This window comes from Vreelandella sp. 2A-K22, assembly GCF_054065485.1.
Genome location: NZ_JBSUGC010000010.1, coordinates 174,169 through 191,777, shown reverse-complemented (window position 1 = coordinate 191,777; position 17,609 = coordinate 174,169). Strand labels below are relative to the sequence as shown.

The window sequence follows — 17,609 nt, the reverse complement described above, 5'->3', positions numbered from 1 at the left end:
TTTCGATATATTTAAGCGATGTCAAAGCGATCCGCGTTCATCACTTTCGTCCAGGCGGCGACGAAGTCTTTGACAAACTTCTCGTCGTTATCATCCTGGGCGTAGACTTCCGCGTAGGAGCGCAGCAGCGAGTTAGAACCGAACACCAGGTCAACGCGGGTAGCCGTCCACTTCACAGCATCTGTTTGACGGTCGCGGATCTCATAGGCATTTTTGTCCACCGGCTTCCAAGTGTTGCCCATGTCGGTCAGGTTGACGAAGAAGTCGTTGGTCAGTTGGCCTTCACGGTCGGTGAACACGCCATGCTTGGTGCCACCATAGTTGGTGCCGAGTACACGCATACCGCCCAGTAGCACGACCATTTCCGGCCCTGTCAGCCCCATCAGTTGAGCGCGATCCAGCAACAGCTCTTCCGGCTTCACTACATAGTCTTTCTTCTGCCAGTTACGGAAACCGTCAGCCAGCGGCTCTAGCGGCTCGAACGATTCGCCATCGGTCATTTCAGCAGAAGCATCGCCACGCCCTTTCAGGAAAGGTACGCGAACGTCGTAGCCTGCGGCTTTGGCGGCTTTCTCAATGGCGAAACTACCGGCCAGAACGATCACGTCGGCAAGGCTTGCGCCGGTGTCGGCAGAAATCTTCTCGTAAACTGCTAATACGCTGGCGAGACGCGCAGGCTCATTGCCCTCCCAATCCTTCTGAGGCGCCAAACGAATGCGGGCACCGTTGGCACCGCCGCGCATGTCAGAGCCGCGGTAAGTGCGGGCACTGTCCCAGGCGGTGCTGACCATGTCACTGATGCTCAGGCCGGCCTCGGCGATTTTCTGCTTAACCACTTCTTCGCTGTAGTCAGTGCTACCAGCCGGAATAGGATCCTGCCAGATCAAGTCTTCAGCGGGCACTTCCGGGCCGATGTAGCGCGATTTCGGGCCTAGGTCACGGTGGGTCAGTTTGAACCATGCTTTAGCGAACGTTTGCTTGAAGTACTCCGGATCCGCCATGAATTTTTCACAAATGGCGCGGTAGGTCGGATCCATTTTCATGGCCATATCCGCATCGGTCATGATCGGATTGTGACGGATAGAGGGGTCGCTGGCATCAACCGGCTTGTCCTCTTCCTTAATGTTCACCGGTTCCCACTGGTGAGCGCCTGCTGGGCTCTTGCGTAGCTCCCACTCGTGTCCAAACAACAGGTCGAAATAGCCCATGTCGAACTTGGTGGGGTGAGTGGTCCAGGCGCCTTCAATGCCAGACGTTACAGCATTACTCGCTTTGCCACCCATGGTTGGGTTGCCCCAGCCCAACCCCTGATTTTCAACGTCCGACGCTTCGGGCTCAGCACTCAGTGCTGCCGCGTCGCCGTTACCGTGGCACTTACCCACGGTGTGGCCACCGGCAGTCAGGGCTGCGGTCTCTTCGTCGTTCATCGCCATACGAGCGAAGGTTTCGCGTATCTGCTGGCCGGTCTTCAGCGGGTCGGGCACACCATTAACACCTTCAGGGTTAACGTAAATAAGACCCATCTGAACCGCAGCTAGCGGATTTTCCATGGTTTCCGGCTTTTCAACGTCCGCGTAGCGCTCATCGGAAGGTGCCAGCCACTCTTTCTCATCGCCCCAGTAGATGTCTTTCTCCGGGTGCCAGATGTCTTCACGACCAAACGAGAAGCCGTAAGCAGGCAGTCCCATTGATTCGTAGGCAACAGTACCGGCTAGAATCATCAGGTCGGCCCAACTGATCTTGTTGCCATACTTTTTCTTGATCGGCCACAGCAGACGTCGCGCTTTATCAAGACTAACGTTATCCGGCCAGGAGTTGAGTGGTGCAAAACGCTGACTACCGGTACCGCCGCCACCGCGGCCGTCGGCCAGACGATAAGTACCCGCAGAGTGCCACGCCATGCGGATCATTAGACCACCGTAGTGGCCCCAATCGGCAGGCCACCAGGATTGGCTATCTGTCATCAGCGCGTGAACATCTTGCTTGAGCGCGTCAAAATCGAGCTTTCTGACCTCTTCCCGATAGTCAAAATCAGCATCCATCGGGTTCGTTTTGCGGTCATGCTGGTGCAAGATATCCAGGTTAATCCCTTCCGGCCACCAGTCTTTGTTAGACGTGCCTGTGGAGGTATTACCACCATGCATTACAGGACATTTACCACTCATAGCTCTCTCCCTCTAACTTCAGTGTGTCTTAACGGCTTTTGTCTTGGTTGCGTTCGTCTTGGGTATGTTGAAAAGAGCGGCTACCAAGTCGACTGACGGTGAGCCCCCTAACGCTTACGATAGTGCTATCGCTCTGCCTGCTGTGCAGGGGAAGGGCGCTTCACTCACTTGGTACTGTTTTAAAGCAGATCCCTCATAGGCACAATTTGCTTTTTGTGACCGATCTAATAGCTTTTATACATCGGCAGTCTGCTGGCGCTACAGTGGTTAAAATTCTTCGGTGTCGATATCTGCCTGCTGGGCCTCGTTGTAGCGGGCGCCTGCCACTTGGTCTGGCATCATCATGGCATTCAACTGAGACAAGCTGGTGACATCCAGGTGCAGCATTTCCGCGGCTAAATTTTCGCGCATGTGGTCAGCGGAGCGAGTGCCGGGAATGGGGATAATATCGTCGCCTTTGGCCTTCAGCCACGCCAGTGCCAGCTGCCCCGGCGTGACGTTTAAGGCCCGCGCCAGCGACGCAAGATGTTCAAATAGTTTTAGATTATGCGGGTAGTTGTCGGCGCTGAAGCGCGGCATGTGACGGCGTATATCGCCCTCCTCTAGGCGCGCTGGATCCTGAATGGCACCGGTTAAGAAGCCTCTTCCCAACGGGCTAAACGCCACCAGGGCAGTTCCCACTTCGCGGCACGCATCGATCAGGGCGATTTCCGGGTTACGCGTCCACAGCGAGTATTCCGACTGCACCGCGGCAATGGGATATTCGGTGACCGCGCGGCGCAGCGTTAGCGCAGAAATTTCAGATAACCCCACACCACCAATCTTGCCTTCTTCCACCAGGCGCCCCAGCGCACCCACGCTCTCTTCAATGGGGACTTGGCGATCCAAGCGGTGCAGGTAGTAGAGATCTAAATGGTCGGTACGCAGGCGCGCAAGGCTCGCTTCGCACTGTTTTCGCAGGGTTTCCGGGCGGCCATCAATGACCCGCTTGCCTGACTCAGGGTCCATCGCCATGCCGCATTTACTGGCCAGAAAGAGTTGGTGCCGCTTTCCCTCCAGGGCGCGCCCGACCACTTTCTCATTGGCCGTGGCGCCATACAGCGTGGCGGTATCGAAGTGGCGATAGCCCATATCAAAGGCCTCATCCAGCGCCCGTAGGGCTGCGCTTTCCGGCACGATGCTGCCGTAACCGTGGGAGAGATTCATACAGCCCAGACCAATCGAAGGGGCATTTACGGCATTAAGGCGCTGAAAGAAGCTCGACATCGGTATTCCCATCATTAAAAGAATCGTTTTATAACGTTTCACCGCCAAACTGCAACGCGGCTAAATGACGATAGAGCGCGCTGGTGGTGAGCAATTCCGCGTGAGTGCCCGCCGCTACCAGTTTCCCACCCTCAAGCACCAGTAAGCGGTCAGCGGCGATGACAGTCGCCAGCCGATGGGCGATCACGATGCTGGTGCGCCCGACCATCAGCCGATCCAGCGCGTGCTGCACCAGCCGCTCACTCTCCGCATCCAAGGCGCTGGTGGCTTCATCCAACAGCAGTACCGCAGGATTTTTGAGCAGCGCCCGAGCAATAGCGAGCCGCTGACGCTGGCCTCCGGAGAGCTGCACACCACCGGGGCCTAGGGGCGTGTCAAAGCCTTGGGGCAGCGCATCGATAAAGTCGAGGGCGCTGGCATCCTGAGCGGCAATGCGTAATCTATCGATATCAGCCTCAGGATCACCATAGCGAAGATTCTCGGCCACAGAGCCGCTAAACAGCACCGGCTCCTGCGCCACTAACCCCATGGCACTGCGTAAGGCGGCAAGATCTAGCGTACGGACATCCCTATCATCCAAGGTAATGCGCCCCTGGCTGGGGTCATAAAAGCGTAGCAGCAGCGCCAACAGCGTGCTTTTACCTGCCCCGGAAGGCCCCACCACCGCTACTCGTTCTCCCGGCTTGATATGTAGATCAAACCCGTTCAGCGCTGGGGTTTCCCGACCAGGGTAGGTAAAGGTGACGTTCTCCAGGGTAATCTCACCACGCGAAGGGCTTGGCAGGCTCTGCGGATTTACCGGCGACTGGATAGCGGGCTGGGTATCGAGCAGCTCCAATAAGCGCTCGGCAGCGCCTGCCGCACGCTGTACATCCCCTGCCACCTCGGCCAGGGTGGCAATGGCCCCTGCTGCCAGCACGGCGTAAAAGATAAACGCCGATAGCTCGCCCGCACTCATGGTTCCGTTTAGCACCGCCTGACCGCCCTGCCAGAGCATTAAGCCAACCGCGGTAAACACCACCAGCATGGCGATACCGGTTAACCAGGCGCGCTGCTGGGTGCGCTCTACAGCGCTGCCAAAGGCCTGTTCAACCCGCTGGCCGTAGTGGCTTTTATCCATCGCCTCGTGGGTAAATGCCTGAAGCGTTTTAATACCGCTCAGCGCCTCCTCAGCATAGCGACCTAGTTCGGCCACGCGATCCTGACTGGTGCGCGAAAGCCGCCGCACCCGGCGGCCGTACCACACGATGGGCAGCAGAGTGGCGGGGATACCTATCAGCACCATTGCCGAGAGCCACGGTTGAGTGACCAGCATTAGCACCACGGCGCCCACCAGCATGACCAGATTACGCAGCGCCAGCGAGACTGAAGAGCCAAACAGGCTCTGTAGCACACTGGTATCGGCGGTTAATCGTGAGGCAATCTCTCCGGCGGCACGGCCGTCGCTTGCGCTCTCGAAAAAGCTGGGTTCTAAGGTGAGTAAATGATCAAACACTCGCTGGCGAAGGTCGGCAGCCAGGCGCTCGCCAATCCAGGTCACTTGGTAGTAGCGCAGTGCGGAGGCAAACGCCAGCACGGCCACTACCACCAGCATCAGAGCCAGTGTTTGCGCTAGCGCCTGCGCATCCGCGTCCAGAAAACCGCGGTCGATGATTAAGCGCAGCCCATTACCCAGCAGTAGCACGCTTCCCGATGCCATGAGTAGCGCTAGGCCAGCCAGAGCCAACCGCGTGCGGTAGGGGCGCAGTAGACCCAACAAACGCAGCAGCACTCGGGGATTGGGGCGTTGATTCATAGTAGCGATTGCTCAATACATAAGGGGGTATTCGACCATAGCAGGAGTAGCAGTACCCTGCACAGAATCTAGTCGGCCCAGCCGTCGAGCGGAAGTATCGGGACCTCAGGCAACAGATAGCATGTTAAAGATTGTACGACGAGCCTAAAGTGAAGCCCTCAAGCGCTCGGCGGTCATCGCCTAGATGCCCGCCCACCAGTCATACCCCCTATCCTCCCAATATCCTCCCTTGCCGCCGTGGAGCTGTTTGAAGCTTTCCACCAGTTCGACGCGCATCACGTACTTGGCCTGCTTGTAACCCAACTGACGCTCGGCGCGCAGACGGATCGGCGCCCCATTGGCCACCGGTAGCGGTTCGCCGTTGAGATCGTAGGCAAGCAGCGTCTGCGGATGATACGCCTCGATCATGTCGAGGCTCTCGTAATACAGATCCGACCCACCGTAGGTGTGATCTGCACAGTGAAAAACCACGAAGCGCGCGGTATCTGCCGGACGCACCCGATCAAGCAGATCCGCCAGAGGAACGCCGGTCCACTGCCCGATACAGCTCCAACCCTCGACGCAATCGTGACGAGTGATCTGGGTTCGTGAGGCCATTTCCCGAAGCGCCAGCAATGACAGCGTCATCGGCTCTTCGACCAGACCGTCGATGGTCAGACGCCAGTCGGCGAATCCATTCTCGACCCAGGCACGATAGTAATCCTCCTGCGGGTTGGTGGTGCCATTGGGACGAAACACCGGCGCGATCTGACTCTCGTCGAACTCCTTGGCGAGTGCCTGGCGCGAGGCGATCAGACGCTGGGCCTTGTAAGAGAGTTGCTCGACGTTACTCAGCGCCGCGCGCACGGGCGCGCTTTCCGACAGTCGATCGCAACCGGTGAGGAAGGTGCCAGCCCCCAACGCGCACAGGCCACCCAGTAGTCGCCGTCGAGCGCGGTCAGGCGCTGGTGATGTCGAGAGTCTGGTGTTTGAGTCAGTCATGCCTAGGCTCCGATCCGTCATGCGCTTCTACCTGGATACGGTAGCGACCGCTTACCATCGAGCGCAGGTTGTTGAAAACGCCGGATACCAGTACCAGCGCGATGTGCACGATGAAAAAGCCAATGAGGGCTGTTGCACAGAGAAAATGAAAGGTGCGAGCACTCTGTCGTCCGCCGAAAAGTTCGGTGAGCCACGGCCAGGCGGCGTTGACACTGGGTGCCATGGTCAGCCCCGACAGAATCATGACTGGCAGCAACCCGAACAGCACCAGAAGATAGGTCAGCTTCTGGATACCGTTGTAGTCAGCTTCGTGATGAAAACGCAGCCGCGCATGATCAAGTAGCGTCCGCGGAATGTTCTTCAACTGCACCCACGTTGGAAACAGCGCCCGTCGTCGTTGGGGCACCAGCAGGGTATAGAGCAGATACGCGACAACCAGCGGCACGAAGATCCACGCAGCCAGAAAATGCCAGTTGCGCCCCATCGTCAGCCACTTGTCCCCCGGCAGCGTCGCCCAGCGGGGGAAGGCCCGTTCGCGTAGCTGGCCGTTGTCATCGGAAAGCCCCAGTACACCGGTGGTGTCAAACGCCTGCCCAGCGATGCGAACCACGCCCATGCGCTCGCCATCTTCGGCGGTGCGCGCATGTATCGCGATGAAAGGGTTGGCGAAATCGGATTGCTCCCCCCAATAAAGCGCGGGGTGTGCATTGAATATCTGCAAACCGCTCATCAGCAACACGATCAGGCAGACGAGATTCGTCCAATGCCACAGACGAGTCGCCAACGTATGTCGTTTGATCACTCGTGTGGCCGGCGCACCGGGCACATTACCGGTCGAGTCACTATCGATCGTAGCTTTGACAGACTCAGACATGATATTGACCTCGAAACGAAGGCGTCCGGCAAACCAGACAGCGCCTGGTTGCCGGACCGCAACTTTTAGTTGGCATGCTCCATGGAGTCGCTGCTCATTTCGTCATGGCTCATGCTATCGTCGTGGCTCATGCCGTCGTCGTGGCTCATGCCATCGTCGTGGCTCATGCCATCGTCATGGCTCATGCCATCGTCGTGGCTCATGCCATCGTCGTGGCTCATGCCATCGTCGTGGCTCATGCCGTCGTCGTGGCTCATGCCATCGTCGTGGCTCATGCCGTCCTGACTCATCGAGTCCTGGGACATATTGTCGGTCTGGGCACTGGCGAGCGTGGTGAAGGCAAGGCCGCCGCTCAGCAGTACAGCACTCAAGGCGAGTAGATATTTGGGTGTCGTGCGGGTCATGATGCTCTCCTGATTTATCTAGGCAAACCGTGTCCGGTCCGACACGGCTTGCCCAAGATAAACAGGAATTGCAGCTCAATCATCACGGAATCATAACGTTCGGTGATAACGTTTCCGTGATGATTGACGAGGTACACTGGGCTAGGATTCACAGCTCACTTAAAGGAGAACCGATATGTCGTGCCCGATACTTTGCGTCGAGGACGATCCCGATATCGGTCGGCTATTAACGAGCATTCTCGTACAGGCGGGCCATCAGCCGACCTGGGTTTCGACCGGGGAAGAAGCCTTGCATCGATGGCGGAATGCCTCGCTCGTCGTTCTTGATCTGATGTTACCGGGCATCGACGGTCTCGCCGTGTGTCGAGACATTCGCACTCACGACGCCACCATTCCGATCATCATGCTGACGGCGCTCGCCGGAACGCGGGACGTGGTCGTCGGTCTGGAAATCGGTGCCGACGACTACATCACCAAGCCATTCGACACCGACATCCTATTGGCGAGAATCCAAGCGCTTCTGCGTCGTCGAAAGGCGATGGAGGCGCGTACGTCGTCGACGCTTATGAAGATAAAGGCGCTGGAGATCGACATCGACGGCTACAGCGTCAAATTCGACGGAAACATGATTCAACTCACGACCCGGGAGTTCGCCCTACTGGTGTTCTTTGCCCGCCACCCTGGTAAGGGATTTTCCCGCAGCGAGTTGCTCGATGCCGTATGGGGCCCGGAATTCGACGGCTTTGATCACACCGTCAATACGCACATCAATCGGTTGCGCAGCAAGATAGAGCCAGACCCGGCGCGGCCCGAGTACATTCTCACCGTATGGGGCACCGGTTACCGGTTCACCGACGCCCCGGCACCAGCCTCCGACGAGAACGCCCCATGAGCCTCGGCCAATCGTTGCGCAGAACCTACCGCAGCCTGTTCGCGCGCATCGTGTTCGTCTATCTGGTGAGCATGATCGCACTCTCCACCACGACCACGCTGGTGGCGGTCGATCAGTTCAATCAGTTGGGACGCGAATGGCTGCAACGCAATGAGATCGACATGGCCCATCACCTGACCCGCGTACTGCAGGATTCGCTCGACGACGGCGTCGACGTCCCCTCGACTCGAGCGGCCGTAGAGCAGGTCATGACCATCAATCCGGCGCTCTCGCTCTACGCGCTCGACATCGACGGCACGGTGGTTGGCGCTTACGGCCCCGACCGCTGTGGACTCGGCCGGCGAATCGACCGGGATGCTATCGACGAACTGCTTTCCGACATGCCCATGCTGCCGGTCTACGCAGACATGCCCTGCCGGGGCGACGAGGGCGTTTTTTCGGTTGCCCCGATCACCTACGGCCCGCAGCAGCAATCGGGCTATCTGATGGTGCAACTGGAGGCGAACACAGACGTCTCGATGGCCAACATCTGGCAGACGAGCAGCATCTCGCGCACGCTGCTCATCGCAGGCTGCGTGGCGTTGGCATTGACGCTGGCGGTGGGTCTCGCCCTCTTCGCTTTTCTGACGCGCCGCTTTTCCCGGCTGACCCGCACCGTCCAACACTTTGCCGAGGGCGATTACCGGCAGCGCAGTCCCGAGTCAATCGACGACGAAATCGGCCGGCTCGGGCGTGCCTTCAACGACATGGCGGCCACCATCGAAGCCCAGGTCGAGGCGCTGCACGATACCGACCGCCAGCGTCGGGAACTCATCGCCAACCTGTCCCACGAATTCCGCACGCCGATGACCTCCCTGTTAGGCTATGCCAAGCAGTTGGATCGCAGGCCTCTCGACGATGAAACACGCAGCGGTCTGGACGCCATTCGCGCCAACGTGGAACGACTGGCCCAGCTGGCCGACCAGCTCTCTCAGATGTCTCGCGCCAATATCGCTGGCCGACCGCTATGCCCAAGCACGTTCTCCTTCGCCGAATTGGCCAACGACATTCTAGGTAAATTTCACCCTCGCGCGCTGGAGAAAGGCATCGAGCTTCGTGTGGAGAACCAGGCGGCGATAGCCGAGGTCTCCGCCGACATCGAACTGATCGATCACGCGCTGACCAATATGGTCGACAACGCCATCACCGCCACCAACACCGGCGGCACGGTCTCGATCCGGATTCTCGAGTTCGACGATACCCGGCTCAAGATCGGGGTCAGAGATACCGGTGTCGGCATCCCCGAAAAAGAAATCCCCCTTATCTCACAGCGCTTCTATCGCACCACGATTGGACGTGAGCGGGGTGAAGGCACCGGGCTGGGACTCGCCATCGTCTCCGAAGTGCTGAAGCGCCACGAGTCCCAACTCGTCATCGAGAGCAAACCGGGAAAAGGCACCTGTATCTGGTTCACGCTGCCGAAGACGATACTCGATGAGAGAGCAATCCGCCCTCGCCGCCTGGGCTGACGAGTAGGCACTCGTCTCGCCCGCTATGCGGTTAATACGCTGGAGGAAACGCGACATGGACGCCGAACTGATCGGCATCGATCCATGGGCAGTCGCGCAACTAAAAAGCCCGCGATTGCTCGCGGGCTCAGTACTTAATGGCTCTTAGTAACCTAGCGTCTAGCTAAGTTGCATGGGTAGCTAAGATGCAAAGGCCTAATCAATCAACGGCAGCAGTGTATTCAGGCTATCCCGGGCATCGCCATAAAACATCCGCGTGTTCTCTTTGAAGAACAGCGGGTTTTCGATACCGGAGTAGCCGGTGCCCTGGCCGCGTTTGCTGACGAACACCTGCTTGGCTTCCCATACCTTCAATACCGGCATACCAGCGATGGGGCTATTGGGGTCTTCCTCGGCCGCCGGGTTAACGATGTCGTTGGAGCCGATCACGATCACCACGTCGGTGGTGGGGAAATCGTCGTTGATCTCGTCCATCTCCAGCACGATATCGTAAGGCACCTTGGCTTCCGCCAGCAGTACGTTCATATGCCCTGGCAAGCGGCCCGCGACCGGGTGAATACCGAAGCGCACGGTCTTGCCCGCTGCACGTAGCTTACGCACCAGGTCGCTCACTGCGCTTTGCGCCTGGGCCACAGCCATGCCGTAGCCCGGCACGATAATCACGCTATCGGCATCGTTCAGGGCACTCGCTACACCACCGGCGTCAATCGCCACCTGCTCGCCTTCGATCTCTGCCGCAGGCCCAGTGCTTCCACCAAAGCCGCCTAGGATCACATTGACGAAGTTGCGGTTCATCGCCTTACACATAATGTAAGAAAGAATCGCACCGGAGGAGCCCACCAGCGCACCGGTGACAATCAGCAGGTCGTTGGAGAGCGTAAAGCCGACCGCCGCCGCCGCCCAGCCGGAGTAGCTGTTGAGCATGGAGACCACCACCGGCATATCGGCACCGCCAATACCCATAATCAGATGGTAGCCAATAAAGAATGCCAGCGCTGCGAGCACTAGCAGCGTCCAGAAGCCTGCGCCGTTGAGGTACAAAATCGCCAATAGCAGTGACAGCACGGCCGCCCCGGCGTTGAGCAAATGGCCGCCAGGCAGTTGGCGTGGTTTACCGTCGACTTTACCTGCCAGCTTTCCAAACGCTATTACCGAGCCGGTGAAGGTCACCGCGCCGATAAAGATGGCGAAAACCACCTCAATTTGCAGAAAGGTAAGTTCGTCTGGGGCCTTGGTGGCCACCAGCGCGGCAAAAGCGGAAAACTCCTGTGCGGCGCCATCCACTGCCTGCGCCGCCATGACTCGGCGGCGCTCTAAGTCCGCGCTCCAGGCCACAAACACCGCGGCTAAACCGACAAAGCTGTGCAGCGCCGCCACTAGCTGGGGCATTTCGGTCATCTCGACCTTGCCCGCTACGTACACGCCGATGCCTGCCCCAATCACCATCATCGGAATCAGCCACCAGTAGCCGCCAATACCCGGGCCTAAAGCAGTAAAGAACACCGCCACCGCCATGCCCACAATGCCGTACCACACGGCTCGTTTGGCTTTTTCTTGGTTACTCAGGCCGCCCAGCGACAGAATAAACAGCACACTCGCCGCGATTGCCGCGGCAGATACGAATCCTTGTCCTAACATATCGTCTCTCCGCCGCTTAAGATTTTTGGAACATGGCCAGCATCCGGCGTGTCACCAGGAAGCCACCCACAATATTGATTGACGCGATCAGCACCGAAATCGCCGCTAATATGCCCACGATCACGCTACTCGTGCCAATCTGCAAAATAGCACCGAGAATAATGATGCCCGAGATCGCGTTAGTCACCGCCATTAAAGGCGTATGCAGCGAATGACTCACGTTCCAAATCACCTGGAAGCCGATAAAGCAGGCCAGCACAAAGACAATAAAGTGCTGCATAAATGAGGTCGGCGCCACCTGGCCAAGCAGCAGCATGAGCGCACCGCCGACAGCCAGCAATCCGATTTGACGCTTGGTTTGCGCCTTGAACGCCGCATGTTCGGCGGCTTTTTTCTCTTCCGGCGTGGGCTCTTTTTCTTTCTTCTTCGGCTTGGCCGCGCCAATCGCTTTCACCTTGGGCGGCGGCGGTGGGAAGGTGACCTCACCCTGGTGCGTCACGGTGGCGCCACGAATCACGTCATCTTCCATATTATGATTGATCACGCCGTCTTTCTCGGGCGTCAGATCGGTCAACATATGGCGGATATTGGTGGCGTAGAGAAGCGATGATTGCGTTGCCATGCGCGAGGGGAAGTCGGTGTAGCCGATCACCACCACGCCATTATCCGACACCACCCGCTCGTCTGGCTTGGTGAGATCGCAATTGCCGCCTTTCTCAGCCGCTAAGTCGATCACCACCGAGCCCGGCTTCATGGCCTCGACCATATCTTCCAACCACAGCTTAGGTGCGGGCTTGCCGGGAATCAGCGCGGTGGTAATCACGATGTCCACATCGGCCGCCTGCTCGCGGAAACACTCAAGCTGCTTTTCGCGGAACTCCGGGCTTGAGGGCGAGGCGTAGCCACCGCTTTCGGAACCGTCCTGGCTATCTTCGAAATCGAGGAACAGAAACTCCGCGCCCATGGATTCGATTTGTTCAGAGACCTCGGGGCGTACGTCAAAGGCGCGCACTACGGCGCCCAGGCTGGTGGCCGTGCCGATCGCCGCCAATCCCGCCACGCCAGCGCCAATGACCAACACCTTGGCCGGGGGCACTTTACCTGCCGCCGTTACCTGGCCAGTGAAGAAGCGGCCAAAGTTGTTGCCCGCCTCTATCACCGCCCGGTAGCCGGCGATATTGGCCATGGAGGAGAGCGCGTCCATTTTCTGCGCCCGTGAAATACGCGGCACCATGTCCATAGCAATAACGGTGGCGCCCTGGGCCTTGCACTTCTCGAGCAGCGCTTCGTTTTGCGCTGGCCAGAAGAAGGCAATCAAGGTTTGGCCTTCCCGCAGCCGCTCGGCCTCTTCATCAGAGGGCTCTCGAACTTTAATGACCACCTCAGCGTCGTTCCAGAGCGCATCAGCCCCGTCCACGACGGTAACGCCTGCATCACGATAAGTGTCGTCATTAAAGCCCGCTGCCAAGCCAGCGCCGGTTTCTACCAAGCACTCGTGGCCCAGTTTTTGGATCTGCTTAGCGCTCTCAGGGGTCAGCGCGACGCGCGCTTCCCCCCGGGCACTCTCTTTCGGTGCGCCTATTTTCACTCTTGTTCTCCCTTGCTTAACCTTATTGCAGTGCCGCAGTTGCTCAATGGGCCCTGCACCTTTAACGGCGTCCGTGATAACGCCTTAATAGCAGTCTAGGATCTAACGGGGTGGCTGCCAGATACTATTCAACCTTTGATACAACAGGGTTGTTTAATTACAACATCCACTAGTGTGCATGATGGTTCCCTTAACGTCTAAAGTCGTTAGCAAACTCAGTAAGCACCTGGTAGAGCCACCTGTTAGCAGGATCATTGGCATAGAGCCCATGCTGAATCAACGTCATTTTTAGTGCGGGGAGCTCTTTAGGCGGCTCCACCAAACGCACCGGCAGCATAGCAACGAACCGTTCAGCCATTTGACGTGGGAGCGTCATGATCGCTTCCGTCAGCGCCACCACCCGTGCCGCGGCGATATAGTTGAGGTTTTTAGAGATGACCCGGCGGGTTAAGCCGTGTTGAACAAGACAGCTGTCGATATTACTGGGGCGCAGACCGCTAATATCCGCCAGCTCCACATGGAGCGCATCCGCAAACTGACCAATATTCAGTACATCGCCCACGCGAACATTATGGGTAGCAGCCAGGCAGACCAGTTCCTCATCCATCCAGGGAGTCTGAATCACGCCGCTGGGCAGCGCGCTTTGGCTATCCAGCCCTACCACCATATCAATTTGGCGCTGTTCCAGCCCCTCACTCAGCACATCTGGGGTAATCAGCTCAATGGAAAAGCTAATGCCCGGTGCATAGGCCAGCAGCTGACTTAAAAAGAGCGGGTACATGACCTCTTCAAAGTAATCCGTGGTGGCGAGCGTAAAGCGTCGCGTGCTGTTGGCAGGCGTAAACATCGCGGGGGGCGCAAGACCTTGTCGAAGCATCGCTAGCGCCTGTTGCACCACGGGCAGTAGCGCGAGTGCCCGGGGTGTCGGCTGCATACCGTTTTCGGTACGCACTAGTAGCGGATCATCCAACGATTCACGCAGCCGTTTTAAGGCATGGCTCAAGGCGGGTTGGCTTAAATGCAACGTTTCTGCCGCGCGAGTGACGTGACGCTCGCGCATCAGCGCTTCAAATACCAGTAGAAGGTTTAGGTCGAAATGGCGTAGCGAGCGCATAAATCCTCATCATTCATATCACGAATGATTAAATTCTAAACATTCATTTAATTTATCACCAGAAATTGCTTATTGTCTGCTGCCTATTCGCCCACCCGCGACTATCAACGATAATCCAGCACGCAAGGAGAAGCACACCGGTGACCCACCCACAAACACAAACCATGCCCAGCCTTTATGGCGATGTGATCTCTACCTTTATGGGCGTAGCAAAAGCATCGGATCCTAAGGCAACCGACGCCGACGTTGTGGTGAGTGGCGTTCCCTTTGACCTTGCTTGTTCTGGCCGTGCGGGCACCCGTATGGGGCCGAATGCTATTCGTCAAAGTACCGCTAATTTGATTTGGGAAGGCAAGCGCTGGCCATGGGACTTCGCATTGGAAGAGCGCCTCAAGGTGTGCGATGCAGGCAACGTTGATTACGCATATGGTGAGCCCGAAAGTTTGGTCGATAACCTGGAAACGCACGCCAATCGTTGGTTAAGTGCGGGCAAAAAGATGCTCACTCTGGGCGGCGACCACTACATCAGCCTGCCGCTGCTGCGCGCCCACGCCCGAGAGCACGGCCCGCTGGCGCTGATCCATTTTGACGCCCACACAGACACCTACGAGCAAGGCACGCGCTTTGACCACGGCACTATTTTTCACCACGCTTTAAAAGAAGGCTTGGTGGTGCCTGAGCACTCGCTGCAAATAGGTATTCGCACAAGCTACGACCGCCACAACCACCCTTACGAGGTATTGGATGCGGACTGGGTCAATGACCACGGTGCAGCGGCCGTGCTTGAACGCATTCGTGCCCGCGTGGGTTATCACCCCGCCTACGTAACCCTGGACATCGACGGCCTCGACCCCGCCTACGCCCCCGGCACAGGCACGCCGGTCTGCGGCGGCATGTCCACCGACCTGATGCTGAAAGTAATTCGCGGTATGGTAGGCATGGAACTGGTCGGTATGGACGTGGTGGAAGTGAACCCCGCCTACGATCACGGCGACATTACCTCGCTTGCCGCCGCGACGCTGGGGCTTGAGTTTTTGTATACGTTGGCAGCGTCTAAGAGCGCTTGATGGCTGAACGTAAAGGGCGCCATTAGTGCTCTAGCACCTGCTATTGGGTTATCGATCGCCTCGGCAATGCTAGCGACCGGCTTGTTCACGCACTGCGTCGATATCCCAACTGCGCATTAGCTCCACCGCCATATCCTGGGATGCCAAGCTCTCCCCCTCCACCTGGATCAGAATGCGCCCATCAAGCAACATGGTGACCTCAGCTTGAGAGCGGTTGGGCTCCCACTTGACAATGGCCGATTCACGGCCCATGCGAACCCGCTCGGTATTAGGTTGGGCGGTCAACATGGCCGGGTTGTTGAACAGTGCAGCCATGCCCTGAACCATAGGGTTGTCGATCATTATGCTTGCCTTAAGCCGGCCACTGCCATCGCTTTCACTGTACTGGCGTTCGAGCATGGCACCACCGCCCATCATAGCCGCAGCGCCACCGCCATTGGATTCGGCATCCTCAGCCTCCCAACCTTCAGGCGGCATGGGGAAGGTCTCGGCGAGACGGTTCGACTGCAGTTTGCGAATGTCGCTTATCGCGAACTCGAGTTCGGTGAGGGCGCCGCCATAATCCTCTTCCTGATAGAGTTCAAGACCCAACTCGATCTGTTCGACGACCTCATCGGCCACCGCGACAGTCGATACGGGCAGCACCAAAGCACTAGCAAGCAGCATCCCGCAGTACGAAGGTAGCTTTTTCATGGCATTTCTCCTTGTAAATTAACAGTCATCTCGAAACCGCGCAGTTCTTCCGCTACAACTTACTCGCTTGAAGTACTGGCCATTAGTTCGAATTCAGCACCGAAAGAAACTTCATCAACTCAAACGTCGCAATAAGCATTGTGCATATGCTAAAACGAACAGAACTGGCTCGAGATACTGGTCGCGGTCAAGCCGATGCTAGCGCTAGGCAGAGTTGATTGCGGAGGTTAAGCCAGCTTAATGATTCTAACTATTGTAAGCTGATGTCGTAAACAACATGACGCTAGGCCTACACCTAACGCCACCTGTTATTTGACGGGTTTTGAATCAGTTCTGCGCTACCCTTGAGAGGCCGCCAGCGCGTGATCAATATCCGCCAGCAGATCGTCGATATGCTCAATGCCGATCGACAGGCGCACCATATCCGGCGTGACACCAGCGGCTTTTAGCTCCTGCTCGTTGAGTTGGCGGTGCGTGGTAGAGGCGGGAATGGAAGAGCAGCTTTTGGCATCGCCGATATTCACCAGGCGGAGAATCAGCGCCAGCGCATCGTAGAAGCGCTCACCAGCGGCCTGCCCACCTTCAATGCCAAAACTAAGAATCCCCGAGGCATGGCCGTTCATATAATGCTGGGCCAGCGCATGATCGGGATGGTTTTCCAAGCCAGCATAACGCACCCAGGTGACCAACGGATGGCTTTCCAGATGCTTGGCAACCGCTAAGGCATTGGCACAGATACGCTCGATCCTCAGTGACAATGTTTCCAACCCCTGAAGCAGGTTCCAGGCCGCCTGGGCAGAGAGCGCCGCCCCCATGTTGCGTAGTGGCACCACCCGGGCGCGGGCAATAAAGGCCGCATCGCCCACATCACGAGTATAGCTCACACCGTGATAGGAGACATCAGGCTCGTTAAGTAGCGGAAAACGGCTGGCATTCTCGGCCCAGGGAAAGGTGCCCGAATCAACAATCACACCGCCCACCGTGGTGCCGTGGCCGCCGATATATTTGGTCGCCGAGTGGACAACGATATCCGCCCCGTGCTCAATCGGCCGACATAGGAACGGCGTCGCCGTGGTGTTATCGACTATTACCGGCACTCCATGACGATGCGCCGCCTCAGCAAGCTTTGCTAGGTCGACCACGCCACCCGAAGGGTTGCCAATGCTTTCGCAGAAAACCGCTTTGGTACGCTCATCGATCAGCGCTTCGATGCCATCCATATCGTCTTTATCGGCAAAACGCACCTGAATGCCTTGGCGCGGCAAGGTGTGGGCAAACAGGTTGTAGGTGCCGCCATACAGCTCGCTGATCGAGACAATGTTATCGCCCGCTTCGGCAATGGTCTGGATCGCATAGGTGATCGCCGCCATTCCCGATGCCACCGCTAGCCCGGCAATACCGCCTTCCAGTGCGGCCACCCGCTGCTCCAACACGGCGCAGGTCGGGTTCATAATGCGCGAGTAAATGTTTCCTTCGACTTTAAGATCAAAGAGATCCGCCGCGTGCTGCGCGTTATCGAACGAAAACGACGTGGTTTGATGAATCGGCACCGCCACGGCGTTTTGTGCATCAGGCGAATAGCCATGGTGAAGAGCAATGGTTTCTGGCTTCATGAGAACGGCTC

14 protein-coding genes are annotated in these 17,609 nt (G+C 57.7%); 3 read left to right on the top strand and 11 right to left on the bottom strand.

Annotated elements, in window-relative coordinates:
- Window positions 1-11 precede the first annotated feature (11 nt).
- The 6 genes from katG to ACW17M_RS15055 all read right to left on the bottom strand — a co-directional run bounded on the left by katG (window position 12) and on the right by ACW17M_RS15055 (window position 7,485).
- Window positions 12-2,165, bottom strand: a complete 2,154-nt coding sequence (gene katG, locus ACW17M_RS15080; RefSeq protein ID WP_009286028.1) for a catalase/peroxidase HPI — start codon at window positions 2,163-2,165, stop codon at window positions 12-14.
- Window positions 2,166-2,432: 267 nt separating this feature from the next.
- Window positions 2,433-3,431, bottom strand: coding sequence for an aldo/keto reductase (locus ACW17M_RS15075; protein ID WP_039857439.1), 999 nt, complete (start codon window positions 3,429-3,431; stop codon window positions 2,433-2,435).
- 28 nt (window positions 3,432-3,459) lie between these two features.
- The gene (locus ACW17M_RS15070) at window positions 3,460-5,226 is read right to left on the bottom strand and encodes an ABC transporter transmembrane domain-containing protein (RefSeq protein WP_009286030.1); all 1,767 of its coding nucleotides are present in this window, start codon (window positions 5,224-5,226) and stop codon (window positions 3,460-3,462) included.
- Between the two features lie 180 nt (window positions 5,227-5,406).
- Window positions 5,407-6,207 (bottom strand): molybdopterin-binding protein, encoded by an 801-nt coding sequence (locus ACW17M_RS15065; protein WP_051051784.1) that lies wholly within the window; start codon window positions 6,205-6,207, stop codon window positions 5,407-5,409.
- A complete protein-coding gene (locus ACW17M_RS15060) occupies window positions 6,200-7,081 on the bottom strand; it encodes a cytochrome b/b6 domain-containing protein (protein WP_051051789.1) in 882 nt (293 codons plus the stop codon). Before ACW17M_RS15060 ends, ACW17M_RS15065 begins: the two co-directional genes overlap by 8 nt.
- Before the next feature lie 65 nt (window positions 7,082-7,146).
- The gene (locus ACW17M_RS15055) at window positions 7,147-7,485 is read right to left on the bottom strand and encodes a pentapeptide MXKDX repeat protein (RefSeq protein ID WP_051051790.1); all 339 of its coding nucleotides are present in this window, start codon (window positions 7,483-7,485) and stop codon (window positions 7,147-7,149) included.
- A 175-nt stretch (window positions 7,486-7,660) separates the two neighbouring features.
- On the opposite strand from ACW17M_RS15055, the gene ACW17M_RS15050 reads away from it, so the two are divergent.
- Complete coding sequence (locus ACW17M_RS15050) at window positions 7,661-8,377, top strand: response regulator transcription factor (protein WP_051430485.1); 717 nt, start codon at window positions 7,661-7,663, stop codon at window positions 8,375-8,377.
- On the top strand, window positions 8,374-9,885 hold the full coding sequence (locus ACW17M_RS15045; protein ID WP_233974976.1) for a sensor histidine kinase: 1,512 nt from the start codon (window positions 8,374-8,376) through the stop codon (window positions 9,883-9,885). The genes ACW17M_RS15050 and ACW17M_RS15045 overlap by 4 nt, the downstream gene beginning before the upstream one ends.
- Window positions 9,886-10,080: 195 nt before the next feature.
- Here the strand turns inward: ACW17M_RS15045 and ACW17M_RS15040 are convergent, their stop codons facing one another.
- The 3 genes from ACW17M_RS15040 to ACW17M_RS15030 form a co-directional block, all read right to left on the bottom strand.
- Window positions 10,081-11,523, bottom strand: a complete 1,443-nt coding sequence (locus tag ACW17M_RS15040) for an NAD(P)(+) transhydrogenase (Re/Si-specific) subunit beta (RefSeq protein ID WP_009286032.1) — start codon at window positions 11,521-11,523, stop codon at window positions 10,081-10,083.
- A 16-nt stretch (window positions 11,524-11,539) separates the two neighbouring features.
- Window positions 11,540-13,111, bottom strand: coding sequence for a Re/Si-specific NAD(P)(+) transhydrogenase subunit alpha (locus ACW17M_RS15035; RefSeq protein ID WP_027958302.1), 1,572 nt, complete (start codon window positions 13,109-13,111; stop codon window positions 11,540-11,542).
- Between the two features lie 190 nt (window positions 13,112-13,301).
- Window positions 13,302-14,225, bottom strand: a complete 924-nt coding sequence (locus ACW17M_RS15030; RefSeq protein ID WP_022521512.1) for a LysR family transcriptional regulator — start codon at window positions 14,223-14,225, stop codon at window positions 13,302-13,304.
- A 164-nt stretch (window positions 14,226-14,389) separates the two neighbouring features.
- On the opposite strand from ACW17M_RS15030, the gene speB reads away from it, so the two are divergent.
- Entirely contained in the window at window positions 14,390-15,292 is a 903-nt protein-coding gene (gene speB / locus ACW17M_RS15025) for an agmatinase (RefSeq protein WP_342584307.1), read from the top strand.
- Window positions 15,293-15,361: 69 nt separating this feature from the next.
- On the opposite strand, the gene ACW17M_RS15020 is transcribed toward speB, so the two are convergent.
- Complete coding sequence (locus ACW17M_RS15020) at window positions 15,362-15,985, bottom strand: hypothetical protein (protein ID WP_342584287.1); 624 nt, start codon at window positions 15,983-15,985, stop codon at window positions 15,362-15,364.
- A 338-nt stretch (window positions 15,986-16,323) separates the two neighbouring features.
- Complete coding sequence (locus ACW17M_RS15015) at window positions 16,324-17,598, bottom strand: O-acetylhomoserine aminocarboxypropyltransferase/cysteine synthase family protein (RefSeq protein WP_457547723.1); 1,275 nt, start codon at window positions 17,596-17,598, stop codon at window positions 16,324-16,326.
- Between the last annotated feature and the right edge of the window lie 11 nt (window positions 17,599-17,609).